This window comes from Pseudoalteromonas sp. SW0106-04 (genome assembly GCF_001293805.1).
Taxonomy (GTDB): Bacteria; Pseudomonadota; Gammaproteobacteria; order Enterobacterales; family Alteromonadaceae; genus Pseudoalteromonas; species Pseudoalteromonas ruthenica.
Genome location: NZ_BCAI01000001.1, coordinates 455,722 through 469,515 on the forward strand (window position 1 = coordinate 455,722; position 13,794 = coordinate 469,515).

Below are 13,794 nucleotides of genomic sequence, written 5' to 3' on the forward strand. Positions count from 1 at the left end.
GTTATTGACCTTGCCCTGGGCAATGGAGCTCAACATGGTAGCGTCCACGCTGAGTGCTGCGAACTGTCCATTGATTAGCTGCTTTATCAAGCGTAAGCGCGGGGTCGCTGAGCTTGTTTACTTGGCATGAAGCGACATTATCTAACGTTAGTTGCAAATCACGATGAGCCAGCACTGTAAAGCGTAACCTCTCTCCTTGCCACTGCCAGTGTTCAATCACCGCGTTGGCTTTAGCTAAATAGGCACGGTTAGAAAACGCCGCCGCATCGCCTTGGCTAAGCGATAAAGTTGAGCGAGGCTGTACTAAGGTGATGTAGTTGCCATCCGGGCCTGGGGTGAACCCTGCGATGCCTTCACTGTCACCATCTGGTAGTTGATTGCTAGCGATACGCAACGATTTCACGCCGGTACTGGTAATATGCCAGTTATCATCATCAATGGCGCGAGCCACCCCAGTTTCATAAAGCGTGCGCGCACGGTGGGCGTATTCGCTTAAGTACAGTGGTGTTAATTCGTGCTTCTCTACCCAATCATAGAGGTGATCTAATGCGCCTAAAGAAGCAGGATAAACCCCGGAATACATATGGTAGTAAATGCTCACAGGCTTTAAGCGTCGTGGCGCACCGAGTAATTCAAAGGTTTCGCTGGCACGGGCAAAGCCTCGGTAGTTTTCAGTCCACAGCTCTGTGTAGAGGTTTTCGTTCATCACCGCAGCGTAGACTTGAATGCCGTCTTTATACCAGTTTAGGTGTGGATATACTTGGGCAATAGAGTAGTTGTCGTTGAGTACATAGGTGTTGCCGCCATTGACGTTGTATAAATCGAGTTGCCTGGTTTTAGCAATGACATCAGCGGTTGGGTCGGCCATGCCAGACCACAAGAACACCTCTACTTGCTTATGCTTAGGGGCTAGATGCTCGTTGATATAACGCACACTGCCAAACACTTCACGGTCATAATCAAGGGTGTAATTGGGGACCGGTAAGGAATCACCATAGAGCTTTTCTTTCGCATCAATACGGTCGTCCCAAAAGAAAGGGTGGCTAAAGGTGTGCGAAGCAATTTCAACGTTATCAAGCGCGAAGGTTTGCCGCGCTATTTCCTCTAGTTCACTGGCAATGTCAGGGTATAAGCCATGAGGAGCAACTTCCGCTTCAACCACTGAAACCGTATGGGGGAGGGGCGATTTTTTCAGCACATTATTGAGTATTGATGCGCCAGCATAGGGGCGCCCAGGAAGCCAAGCGACTGAGGGGAAACCATCGCCATCGATGTGCGCGGTAACGATGCGCAGCCCGGATTCGGTGGTGACATCGGGCACCGGAATAGCAGCAAGGGAAAACAGTGGCATTAGGTGCGCAAATGGCTCTAGTGGCCAACGGTTGCGATCGCCTATTAACTCTTGGACCGTCAGAGGTTCAAGAAACAGCCCACCCCAGGGCATACGCGCTACGCCCACGCCCGTATTGCCTTGGCTATCATTAATGCTCACTAACGCCGGTGTGCGTGAATCAGTTAACTGATATCGAGGAAATTGTTTGGGCGCAGCATGGGGCATGGGGTAGGTGAGCTTGGCTCCGCTACTTTCAAGCGCGCCGATGTAACTGCCGTTTTCACGTATCCCTAAACGCGCTAGCAAGGCTTCATCATCGGGAAGCTCACCGATAATGACTGTTGGCCGCTGAGAAATACTGCGCAGTAGCAGCTGTTGTGCATCTAAATGCTGATAACTGGCTTGGGGGAGCCAAAACGCGACGCCGGCGAACCGATTCAAATCAAGCTGTGTAAGGTGGCCATCACGAATATCAACGCATTGGGGAACATAGCCTTGATACTCGATTAAGGTGGCTAAATATTTATGACACGCAGATTGCTTTTTAAGCACTACGCTCGAGTCATAGACCCCCAGCACTCGCCGACGAACAGGGTAGTGCAAAGAAACCCCAAACTGCTGCAATAAGCCGTCGCTGACATAGGGGGTGAAGCCTAAAGCAGCGATTTCTTTTGCTGCCGCGACTCTGGCTTCTACACCCGCTGGCAGGTAATCAATCACAATGGCCTCAATGCCCAAGCCCTCAATGTGCTCAAGCTTGGTGCGAAGCCACTGGATATCGCTATCGCTTTGGCGAGTATAGTCATTCTTGGTTATATCAAAGCCGTACATCAGTGATTCGGCGACCACCGCTTGCGGCGGCTGGGCTAGCTTGTCGACCAATTCAAAGCCGCGATTGAGCATCACCGGCAGTGATGTGGCGATATTATCGATGAGCGAGACAAGCGCTTGTTGTTGCGAGGCATGTTGTTCGCGAGGCAGTGCAAGTTGATAACTATCTAAGGTATCGAGAAAAACACCGCTGAATCCTTGGCGCTGATAGCGCTCAGTTTGTTGTTGCAGATGTTGACGCCACACAAGCGATGCCGCATCCATAATTTCGGCTTGCCAGGCGCTGTTACGGCCCATGCTTGCGGCGTCTAAAAGCCGGGTATCTGCGCCTAGGTACTCCCCCACACTGAGATATGCATACACTTGCGTATTGGCATTTTTTAATTGCTGTAACTGGCGTTTTGACAGCTGCTGCGGTGACACCACAACCCGCTGATAGCTTATAAGCTCGCGCACGGAGTCAACTTCGCCGTAATAAAAAGCGATTGACTGTTCGAAGTGTGTGGGTGCAACTGCTCTTGTAGGCTGCGCTATTAAACCCGAGACAAACAGAGCAACAACCACAGTGAAAACAAATTTACATTTAGTCAATAGTAATACTGCCGATTAACTTAAACCAAGTGACGATGTGCGGCTGGGTTAGCCCTTTAATAGCTTGCTACAGACTGCTACTAAAACTAATTCTTTAGGGTGGGTATTCCGCTATTATGTCACATCCCCGGGTAATGCGTCTACGCAATAATTTACCTAGGGTGAACAAAGGTAAACAACTCACCGATAAGATGTATTGTTTATGCAAATTGACCGGCAACGGCTCTGTACCCAGCGAATTCTTTGCAATTTCGAGCAAAGCTTAACTAGACTGAACTAAGTAATAAATTACAGCAGCTTACAACACTCACGTTGTAAGTATGGCAGCTGCTATTTTTTTGCCAAGCAAATGCTATCTATGAAGTATAAGTTTTTGTTAATATAGAGTTTTATACGTGCAGCATGGCACGGGCGTCGTAACAGGGAATCATTAATGAGAAATAACCAACCCATCACCGCTAGTGAAAAGCGTTTTCCTCCCGAGCAAAAGCTCATTTCCGTCACTGATTTAAATGGCACTATCCTTGATTGTAACCAAGCGTTTGTCGATATCAGTGGCTTTAGCCGCGACGAATTGGTTGGCCAACCTCACAATATTGTCCGCCATCCCGATATGCCACCTGCGGCGTTTAAAACAATGTGGGGTTACCTAAAGCAAGGTAAAGCGTGGATGGGGCTAGTAAAAAACCGCTGTAAGAATGGTGACTACTACTGGGTCGATGCCCATGTTTCGCCCATTACCGAACAAGGTAAAGTGGTAGGGTATGAATCGGTACGCACCAGCCCACGACGTGAGGATATTGCCCGCGCTGAGGCACTTTACGCGCGCATCAGAGACAATAAAAGCACGTTCACGCTGCCTAACAATACTGAATTTTATGCCTTGGGCCTAGCCCTCGCAGTCGCTTTTATTATCTTCCTAAGTGGCAATACTGTCGCCGCCGAGGCGGTGGCCCTAGTGAGTGTATTAGTGTTTGCCGGGTTTAATACCTTTTCCCGGGTGCGTTTGAAAAAACGCTTAGACACACTCATAGGCGATCGCTTCTGTGACCCACTTGCGGTGCAAAGCTACTGCGATCATGCTGGCCCTTTGGGGCGTTTAAGCGTAGCGGTGAAATCAGACAGGGCGCATTTAAATACCATCTTAACGCGTATCGATAATGCCGCGAACCGTGTTGCTGCAGATGCCAGCAGCAGCTATTCCATGTCGGTCGATGCGAGAGAGAAAATAGACGCTCAGCATCAGCAAACCGAGCAAGTCGCCACGGCAATGAACGAAATGACGGCCACCATTGGCGAAGTATCACAAAATGTTCAGCTGACCTCTGGGCAAGCCAGCGAGGCCAATGATTTGGCTTCAGAAGGTGCCGCAGTGGCAGATAAGACTCGTCAATCTATTGAAACCTTAGGGCACACGGTGCAACAAATCGGTGACTCGGTACAAGGGGTCTCAGAGCAGTCAGCCTTGATTGCGCAAGCGGCGCAAATGATTGAACAAATTGCTGAGCAAACCAACCTATTGGCACTCAATGCGGCGATTGAAGCGGCGCGTGCTGGTGAGCAAGGCCGAGGCTTTGCGGTGGTAGCTGATGAGGTAAGGCAACTTGCACAACGCACACAGAAATCGACCGGGGAGATCCAAGGGATCATTAGCGAGCTCAATAGCCGCAGTGAGCAGGCGGTCACTATTGCTGAGCAAGGGCGTAAAGAGTCGCAACAAGGCCTTGATGAAGTGCAACTAAGCACCGAAAAACTCAGTGGTATTGCTCAGGCGGTGGCCAACATTAATGACATGGCGAATCAAATGGCTGCGGCTGTTGAAGAGCAGGCTCATGTGGCTGAGGATATTAACCAGCAAGTGGTCAGTATTGCCGGCCTGGCTGATGATAGCCAGCAAAGCTCGGATCAAGCGCAACAAGCTATTACTCGCTTAACAACTGTATCAGATGAGCTCTGTGAGCTGGTGGTGCGTTTCTCTCGCTCACATGATTAATACCTAAACTGTCAGCGCGCTAGCGTGCTGACTAGGCCTATCACCGCCTGAGTAACGCTTATGGCGGTGAACCTGCTAGCACACGTGTCACTCTTAACTCCCCCGTCAACCCTTTGCCCAGTGCTTGTGAACGGCAAGTAAAAACCACCAACGTGTGCAGAAGCATTAACGTTGACGTTCATGTCATATTTCTAAATAGCATAACTCTTTGCATTTTCTATCATCAAAGCTATTAAAAAACTGTTTTGGTTATAAACTAGACGAAATAAATATGTACCCAATATAACTCTAATTGTTTACCAAAGGTTAATCTTTTGTTCATTTTGTGATTGCTAGACTCCACGCGGCTTTGAGGTACAAACTTACAAAAAACTGAATGAATAAAGTGGCATGCTTACCCCAGTTTTTAGCAATTTATTCGAATAAACAAACGGTTCTTCTAGAACTAAAACGTCTAAAAAGTGGTCGACTATTGCTTGAAGAGCCGGATAGGTGTGATAAGTTTTAAAAGCATTGTAAATATATTGTTATAAAAATAACACAACAAACCTTACGTCGTGGAGAACAAAATGAGTAAACAAAGTATGCGCGAAAGCGGCTTTAAACGCAGCGCCCTGGCGATGTGTTTTGCCAGCTTAGGTATGAGCAGCGCCAGTGCTTTTGCTGTTGATTGCAGCAATTTAGCCCAGTGGCAAAGTGGTGACGCTTACGTTGGCGGAAGCCAAGTCCAGGCCCAAAACAGTGCCTATGAGGCGAACTGGTGGACGCAAACGAATCCTGTGGAGAATTCTGGACAATGGCAAGACTGGACTCTTTTGGGTGCTTGTGACAGCGCTGTCAACCAGGCGCCAGAGGTCACCTCGTTGAGCCCCGCTGCAGGCAGTCAATTTGCTGAAAATGACAGCGTTATCATCGAGGCGTCAGCCAGTGATAGTGATGGTCAAGTTAGCCAGGTAGAATTCTTCGTTAATAATCAATCTATCGCGGTTGATGCCACCGCGCCCTTTAGCACTACGTGGCAAGCTGTAGCCGGCGACGCGACCATAAGCGCTGTGGCTACAGACGATCAGGGCGCGCTATCTACAGCTCTTGCTAATGCTGTTAGCGTAAGCGGCGGCACCCCCGTGAATGAAGCGCCAAGCGCAAGCATTCAAATTGCTAATCTGCCCACGCAAGTGATGGTGGGAGATAGCTTGAACTTTACCCTCAGCGGCACAGACAGCGATGGCCAAGTCACCGCGCTGACATTCAGTGAGAATGGCACCCAAGTGCTGAGTTCAGCAAACGCCAGTGAAGCTTACACTTGGCAGGCTCCAGCAACGGGGCAATTTGAATTCGTACTCAATGTGACTGACGATCAAGGGGCCACGGGGACGGCCACTCAAGTGATCAACGTGGTAGATGTGTCTGAGCCAGGAACTGGCGTTGACGCTTGTCGCCCAGCAGGTTTATACCAAACGCCGGGAGTGAACACGCCGTATTGTACTATTTATGATCAAGACGGCCGTGAGCTCATGGGCCCAGATCACCCTCGTCGTATCATCGGTTACTTTACCAGTTGGCGTAACGGCGCCAATGAGCAACCTAGTTATTTAGTTGACGATATTCCATGGGATAAAATTACCCATATTAACTATGCCTTCGCACACGTTGATGCCAACAATAAGTTGTCCATTGGTAACCCCAGTGCCCCAGGCAATCCAGCAACGAACATGGAATGGCCAGGTGAACCAGGCGCCGAAATGGACCCAAGCCTGCCGTACAAAGGTCACTTCAACCTACTTAACAAGTACAAGAAACAATACCCAGACGTGAAGACGCTGATCTCTGTTGGTGGCTGGGCTGAAACTGGCGGTTATTTTGACGAAAATGGCAATCGCGTCAATAGCGGTGGCTTCTACACCATGACCACCAATGCTGATGGCTCAATTAATCACGCAGGTATTGCCGCGTTCGCACAAAGTGCGGTTGAATTTATTCGTACCTACGATTTCGATGGTGTGGATATTGACTACGAATACCCATCGTCAATGAAGGACTCTGGTCACCCAGATGACTTTGCTATCTCCAACCCTTTGCGCGCTAGTCTCAATGCATCTTACAAAGAATTGATGAAGGTGCTACGTGAAGAGCTTGATAAAGCGGGTGAACAAGATGGTCAGCACTATATGCTCACGATTGCTTCACCGTCATCGGGTTACCTACTGCGGGGTATGGAGACCTTTCAGGTCACTAAATACTTAGACTACGTCAACATCATGTCTTACGACTTGCACGGCGCGTGGAACTCTCATGTCGGGCACAATGCGGCATTGTACGACACCGGTGAAGACTCGGAGTTGGCGCAATGGAATGTATACAGCACCAAGGAGTTCGAAGGCATTGGCTATTTGAACACCGATTGGGCGGTACGCTATTTCCGTGGCGCGCTAGCGGCAGGACGTATCAATATTGGTATTCCTTATTACACCCGTGGTTTTAAAGACGTACAAGGTGGCACCAATGGATTGTGGGGCCAGGCGGCGCTGCCGAACCAAAGCGAGTGTCCAGCAGGCACGGGCGTTGGCGAGCAAAACAAATGCGGTAACGGTGCCATTGGCATTGATAACCTTTGGCACGATAAAGATGCCAATGGCGAAGAAATGCCAGCAGGCTCTAACCCTCTTTGGCATGCCAAGAACTTAGAAAACGGCATTTACCCAAGCTATGGCGCAACTTACGGTTTAACGCCACAAACCGATCCAGATGATCAGCTGATTGGCACCTACACGCGTCATTATGACAACGTGGCCGTTGCGCCATGGTTATGGAATGCCGATAAGAATGTGTTCTTGTCTATGGAAGACGAGGAATCAATGGCCACTAAAGTGCAATACGTTATCGACCAAGGCATTGGTGGCATTATGTTCTGGGAATTGGCGGGTGACTACGATTATGACCAGGCCAAGGGCGAATACTTCATGGGCTCAACGCTCACTACCCTTGCTTATAATCAGTTTAATCAAAGCGGCGTGCCGTACAGCATTGACCAAGGCAATACTAATTTTGTAGTGCCAACAGAAGCGGTTGATGTGAGCTTTGAAGCCAAGGACTTTCCAGTCGGTGATGACAACTACCCGATTGCTCCAACCTTTGCTTTCACTAACAACTCAAACATTGATTTAAGTGGTGCCAAGATTTCTTTCGATGTGCCAGTGGCGACCTCCGCCATTTTCAAGTCTAACTGGAACGCACAAGAGAAATTGGGCATGGCGGTCGACGTCAATGGCTCGAATGCAGCAGGTAACAATATCGGTGGTTTTGAGAATGAGTTCCACCGTTTCTCAATCACGTTGACCAACGAATGGGGCGGACAAGAGAAAGCCTTTGCTCCAGGTGACACGGTGAATGCGCAGATAATGTATTACATGCCTATTACCGGTCCTGCAAACTTTACCATCGAGAAAAATGGCAAAACCTATGCCTTTAAATCGCAATACCCGCACCTTCCTGATGCTCAGCCTGGAACAGGCGGCGGCGACACTGGCGGTGGCAATGGCGGCGGCGACACTGGCGGTGGCAATGGCAGCGGCGATGGTACCTGTGAAGGCACCGCGATTGCCGATATCCCCGTTTATCCTAACTGGCCACAAAGTGACTACGCCGGCAACCCTAGCCATGCTGCGGGTGGCGACTTAATGGTCAACGGTAATGCTGTCTATAAGGCGAAGTGGTGGACTTCTGCTGAGCCGGGTAGCAGCGCTGATTGGGATCAGGTCTGTAGCCTGTAACTCGCCATCTTAGACTTGAGGCGGCCCCATGCCCTCCCTGTAAGGGCTGCCTCGGGTCTCTTTTGTCAACGAGGACATTGATATGAGAACACCACAAGCGAAATTATTATCACTGGCTGTGTCATCGCTAGCCGTTGGTGCTGCGCTCAGCGCCAGCCAAGCTTATGCCCATGGTTACATGGATAGCCCGAAGGCTCGCCAAGCTATTTGTCAGGCTCAGGGCGGTTATTGGTGGCCAGAAGATGGCTCCAACATTCCTAACTTGGCGTGTCGCGCAGCCTATTTGGAATCAGGGCACTTTCAGTTTATTCAAGAACATGAATTTGCCGTTAACACCGCTGATTACTACAACCAAGCAGCGGTTGAGGCCAGCGTTCCCGATGGCACCTTGTGCGCCGCTGGAGACACCAACAAGCGCGGTATGAATTTACCTTCAGCGCATTGGCAACGCAGTGACGTGACCCCCAATGCTAATGGCGAGATTAAGGTGCGCTTTCGTGCGACCACTCCACATAACCCCAGCTTTTGGAAGTTTTACCTAAGCAAACCCGGGTTTGATGGCGCCACGCAAACACTTGCCTGGAGCGATCTAGAGCTGGTGCAAGAAGTGGGCAATATCGACTTTATCAAGGACGCAGAGGGCCATCGCTACTATGAAATGAATGTCGCTATTCCCGCTGAGCGCCAAGGTGATGCCATCTTGTACACACGCTGGCAGCGTGATGACGCAGCTGGAGAGGGGTTTTACAACTGTAGTGACATCACCATAGTGCGTGATGGCGGGCCTAGTGATCCCAGCCAGTGGCAAAGCATTGGTTACTACTTGCAACAAGGTCAAACGCCGGCGGTGGGTGATTCTATTTGGGTGCGGCTATTTGACGAGAGTGGTCAAGAGCTAGTTAACCAAATGTTTGCCGTCAGCGCCGATAACCAAGCAAGCTGGCAGCAAGACCTCGCGGCTATGCTTAATCTCGACTACAGCCAATATATGCAAATTGGTTTGCAAGACCAGCAAGGTCAAGTGGTCTACCAAAGCGGCGACCCGCTGGTAAATCAGGTATACACCACCAATGCCAACTACAGCTATAGCTTAAGTGTGAAACAGGCACCAGGCAATAGTGCGCCCACTGTGGTTAAGCCTGATGATATTACCTTGGCTGAAGGACAATCCAGTGTCGTTCATGTGCATGCTTTTGACGATGAGCAAAGTACTCTGAACTATAGCTGGGATGTGCCAGCACCACTGACTATGAGCAGTGAGGGTGCCAACCTAACGATCACCGCTGCCAATGTCGATACCGATACCCCGTACACCATTACAGTCACTGTCTCAGATGGTGAACTCAGTACCAGCCAAAGCTTTGTCGTCACCGTTACCGATACCAGCACTAACCCTGCTCCAAGTTACCCTGCGTGGCAGGCCAGTGCTACTTATGTAGCGGGCGACAAGGTGAGCTACAACGCCAGCGACTATGAGGCGAAGTGGTGGAATCAAGGTGAACAACCCGATCAATCCTCGGCATGGCAAACGCTGAGCAAAGATGCTGGCAGCGCACAATGGGATAGTCAGCGCGCTTATGAAAGTGGCGCGACGGTGCTCTATCAAGGGCAACAATACCAAGCCAAGTGGTGGACTCAAGGGGATACCCCGGGTCAGGCCTCCGTTTGGCAAGCACTTTAAGCAGTAAACAATGGCGATGATGGACACACGGAGGCGCCTAAATCGCCGCTAGTCGGGCAAGTACCTATGCGTCGTGCTTAGCCTTTAATAAGACAACAAGAAGAGAAAGATATGAAATTAACTCAATTAACCGCAGCCATTACGCTGGCTATGGCATCGGGTGTCGCCGTTGCCGCGCCTTCGACACCGAGCTTAAACTGGGAGCCGCAAGAGTACTCCTTTGTTGAAGTAGATTTAGAAGGCACTGGTGGCTATAAATCCTTGGTACGTCGCCAAGACCAAGTCAACATCAACATCGAGTGGAATGCCTGGAGTGGTGATGGCGGTGACAACTATAAAGTCTATTTTGATGACCAAGTTGTGAACTCTGGTGCACTGCCTGCGGGCACTAAAAGTGGCGTGATCACTTTCCCGTATGATAAGGCTGGCCGTCATACCTTGTATGTTGAATTGTGTGAAGGCACCGTGTGCGCGCGCAGTGATGGCAAGCCCATCGTCATTGCCGATACCGACGGCGCGCATCTAGCACCGTTACCGATGGATTATGATCCTAACAACAAAGACTATGGCTTAAAGCAAGGCATGGTTACGGGGGCCTACTTTGTTGAGTGGGGCATTTATGGTCGTGACTATGATGTCACTAACATGCCAGCACAAAACCTTAGCCACATTTTATACGGCTTTATTCCGATTTGTGGCCCGAATGACTCACTGACTGGCGGGCCAAAGCGTGCGCTTGATACCGCTTGTCAGGGTTCACAAGACTTTGAGGTGGTTATTCACGATCCGTGGGCGGCAGTGCAAAAAGCCCTACCGGGTGTTAGTGCAGATGACCCTATTCGTGGTACTTATGCACAGTTAATGGCGCTGAAGCAGCGTTATCCAGATCTGAAAATCGTGCCTTCAGTGGGGGGATGGACACTCTCTGATCCGTTCTACTATTTCACCGATAAAGCCAACCGCGATACCTTTGTGGCATCGATGAAAGAGTTCCTTAAAACGTGGAAGTTCTATGACGGCGTTGATATTGATTGGGAATTCCCTGGGGGCGATGGTGCTAACCCGAACCTTGGCGACCCAACCACCGATGGCGCTACTTACATTGCGTTGATGCGTGAGTTACGCGTCATGCTCGATGAGCTGGAAGCGGAAACAGGCCGCCAGTATGAGCTGACTTCAGCCATCGGTGCTGGTTACGACAAGATTGAAGATGTTGACTATGCTACCGCAGCGCAGTACATGGATTACATCTTTGCCATGACCTATGACTTCTATGGGGCTTGGAGCAATGTGACCGGACACCAAACAGCCGTTTATTGTGGCGAACACTTCCGCCCAGGTCAATGTGACGGCTCCGGCACTGATGAAAACGGCCAGCCTTATAAAGGCCCGGCTTACACCATGGATAACGCCATTCAGCTGTTGCTAGCGCAAAACGTGCCCTCGCAAAAAATAGTGGCGGGTGTGGCTATGTATGGTCGTGGTTGGGAAGGCGTGTATCCTGAAAACGCGAGTACCGCAGGCAACCCGATGACTGCATCTGGTAATGGACCGCTTAAAGGCACCACAGCACAAGGTGTATGGGAAGATGGAGTCATTGATTATAAAGGCGTAAAAGCCAATATGCTCGGTGCTAACTTCCAAGGTATTAACGGTTTTGAAGCGGGTTATGATGCGCAAGCACAAGCGGCTTATGTGTGGAATCGCAGCAGCGGTAAGCTGATCACTTTAGACACCCCGCAAACAGTCATGGCCAAAGGTCAATACGTGCAACAGCATAACCTCGGTGGTTTGTTCGCATGGGAAATTGATGCCGATAATGGCGATATTCTTAATGCTATGCATGAAGGTTTAGGTGATGTACCGCCGGCCAACCAACGCCCTGTGCTCAGTGTAGACAGCAGTGTCACAGTGCAAAGTGGTGGCTCGGTATCAGTTACTGCCTCAGCCACTGACGGTGATAATGACCCTCTCAGCTTTAGCTGGCAGGCTGATAGCGCGCTAAGCGTGAGTGGTGCAAACTCAGCGACCTTAGTGATCAATGCGCCGCAAGTAAGCCAAGACACGCAGTACAGTGCGACTGTTTCGGTTTCTGATGGCAAAGACACGGTCAGTAAAGTGGTTAGTGTTAATGTTGTAGCGGATGGCAGCGGCAGCAACACAGCACCTGTGGTTGATGCTATCGCTGATGCCAGTATGGAAGAGGGCGCAAGCCTAGCCGTTAACGTGGTTGCCAGCGATGCTGACAATGACGCTTTGACCTACAGCTGGGACGTACCAGCCGGGTTGACGCTTTCTGGTAGCGGTGCCAGTGCGACACTGAGTGCGGACCCTGTGGATGCGGATACTAGCTATACCGTCACGGTGACAGTCAGTGATGGCCAAGCCAGCAGCAGCCAGAGCTTTGTCGTTACGGTGACCGATTCAGGCGCCACCACACCGGGTGACACCTGGGATGCGCAAGCTGTGTATACCGGTGGTGATACCGTGATCTATGGCGGTGTTGAGTACCGTGCTAAATGGTGGACTCAAGGCGACCAACCTGACTTGGGTGGTCCTTGGGAGCCAGTATCAGCACCCACAGACGGTAACGGCGACCTAGTTTGGAGTGCCTCGTCTATCTACAACACCGGTGATGTTGTGTCTTATAACGGCGCACGTTTTGAAGCTAAGTGGTGGACAAAAGGTGAAGAGCCTGGCGTTGCCGCTGTGTGGAACCAGCTATAAATAAGATTCCTACTTGAGAGACCAAGGGCAACGAAAGTTGCCCTTTTTCATGTTCGCCACCATACTCAAGGATACTTAAGGTTGTTTCCACAGAGATGTGCGTGGGCAAATTTCTGCTTATTATTTTACTTTTCTCTAGCACCGCGTTTGGCCAGTGCACAAACCCCATTCGAGTTGGCGTAAACAGCGAGTGGCCACCTTATATTTCGATTGAGAATGACCATATCAGCGGCTTAGACATGGCCATCATTACTTTATTACTTGAAAGTATGGGTCGTTGTTTTGACTACGTGCGTTTGCCCAGTGCCGGGCGGTCTATGAACGAGCTGCGCGCTGGGCGGATTGACTTGCTCAGTGGGGTGAGTTTCGCCGCTTATCGCCAAGACATCGGCCAATTTAGCGCACCTTATCGGCAAGAAATCGTGCGTTTGGTTGTGAGCGAGCGGGTGCAAGCATCTGCTTTGGCCGATTTACAGGCTATGCTGCAAAGTGGCCTAACGCTGGTGTACACGCCAGGCGCTTATTATGGTGAAGAAGTGGAAACGCTGGTGCAACAAAGCCGTTATCAACAGCAAATTCAAACCGTGAGTGAGCCGGTGAAGCGTTACTTAATGCTTAAAGCGGGCCGTGCTGATGTCACCATAGAGGATGAGCAGGTCGCCAAGCATTTATTGAGCGAGTATGGCGGCGCGCAACTGATGCTGCACCCCAAGGTAGTCTCGGCACAACCCATTCATTTTCTGATTAGCCATCAGCTGAGTAACACAGGCTTTATGCGCGAGCTCAACCAAGCCATCACAGCGCAGCAACAGGCTATCACGGCGTTATTGCAAAACCAGCTCGGTGCCGCGCACCCCTAAACTTGATG

6 protein-coding genes are annotated in these 13,794 nt (G+C 50.3%); 5 read left to right on the forward strand and 1 reads right to left on the reverse strand.

The window, feature by feature from the left end; all coding sequences use genetic code 11:
- Nucleotide 1 precedes the first annotated feature (1 nt).
- Entirely contained in the window at nucleotides 2-2,620 is a 2,619-nt protein-coding gene (locus tag W04_RS02070; protein ID WP_197275930.1) for an endo alpha-1,4 polygalactosaminidase, read from the reverse strand.
- A gap of 568 nt (nucleotides 2,621-3,188) precedes the next feature.
- On the opposite strand from W04_RS02070, the gene W04_RS02075 reads away from it, so the two are divergent.
- The 5 genes from W04_RS02075 to W04_RS02095 all read left to right on the forward strand — a co-directional run bounded on the left by W04_RS02075 (nucleotide 3,189) and on the right by W04_RS02095 (nucleotide 13,786).
- Complete coding sequence (locus W04_RS02075) at nucleotides 3,189-4,748, forward strand: PAS domain-containing methyl-accepting chemotaxis protein (protein ID WP_053909605.1); 1,560 nt, start codon at nucleotides 3,189-3,191, stop codon at nucleotides 4,746-4,748.
- Nucleotides 4,749-5,317: 569 nt separating this feature from the next.
- Entirely contained in the window at nucleotides 5,318-8,518 is a 3,201-nt protein-coding gene (locus W04_RS02080; RefSeq protein ID WP_053909606.1) for a glycosyl hydrolase family 18 protein, read from the forward strand.
- Nucleotides 8,519-8,600: 82 nt separating this feature from the next.
- Nucleotides 8,601-10,199, forward strand: a complete 1,599-nt coding sequence (locus W04_RS02085) for a lytic polysaccharide monooxygenase (RefSeq protein ID WP_053909607.1) — start codon at nucleotides 8,601-8,603, stop codon at nucleotides 10,197-10,199.
- Between the two features lie 111 nt (nucleotides 10,200-10,310).
- Complete coding sequence (locus W04_RS02090) at nucleotides 10,311-12,926, forward strand: glycosyl hydrolase family 18 protein (protein ID WP_053909608.1); 2,616 nt, start codon at nucleotides 10,311-10,313, stop codon at nucleotides 12,924-12,926.
- A 101-nt stretch (nucleotides 12,927-13,027) separates the two neighbouring features.
- A complete protein-coding gene (locus W04_RS02095; protein ID WP_197275931.1) occupies nucleotides 13,028-13,786 on the forward strand; it encodes an ABC transporter substrate-binding protein in 759 nt (252 codons plus the stop codon).
- The last annotated feature ends 8 nt before the right edge of the window (nucleotides 13,787-13,794 follow it).

Bases quoted from the DNA above. Each gene is read 5' to 3' on its own strand.
- W04_RS02075 (WP_053909605.1), top strand. From the start codon at position 3,189: ATGAGAAATAACCAACCCATCACCGCTAGTGAAAAGCGTTTTCCTCCC.
- W04_RS02080 (WP_053909606.1), top strand. From the start codon at position 5,318: ATGAGTAAACAAAGTATGCGCGAAAGCGGCTTTAAACGCAGCGCCCTG.
- W04_RS02085 (WP_053909607.1), top strand. From the start codon at position 8,601: ATGAGAACACCACAAGCGAAATTATTATCACTGGCTGTGTCATCGCTA.
- W04_RS02090 (WP_053909608.1), top strand. From the start codon at position 10,311: ATGAAATTAACTCAATTAACCGCAGCCATTACGCTGGCTATGGCATCG.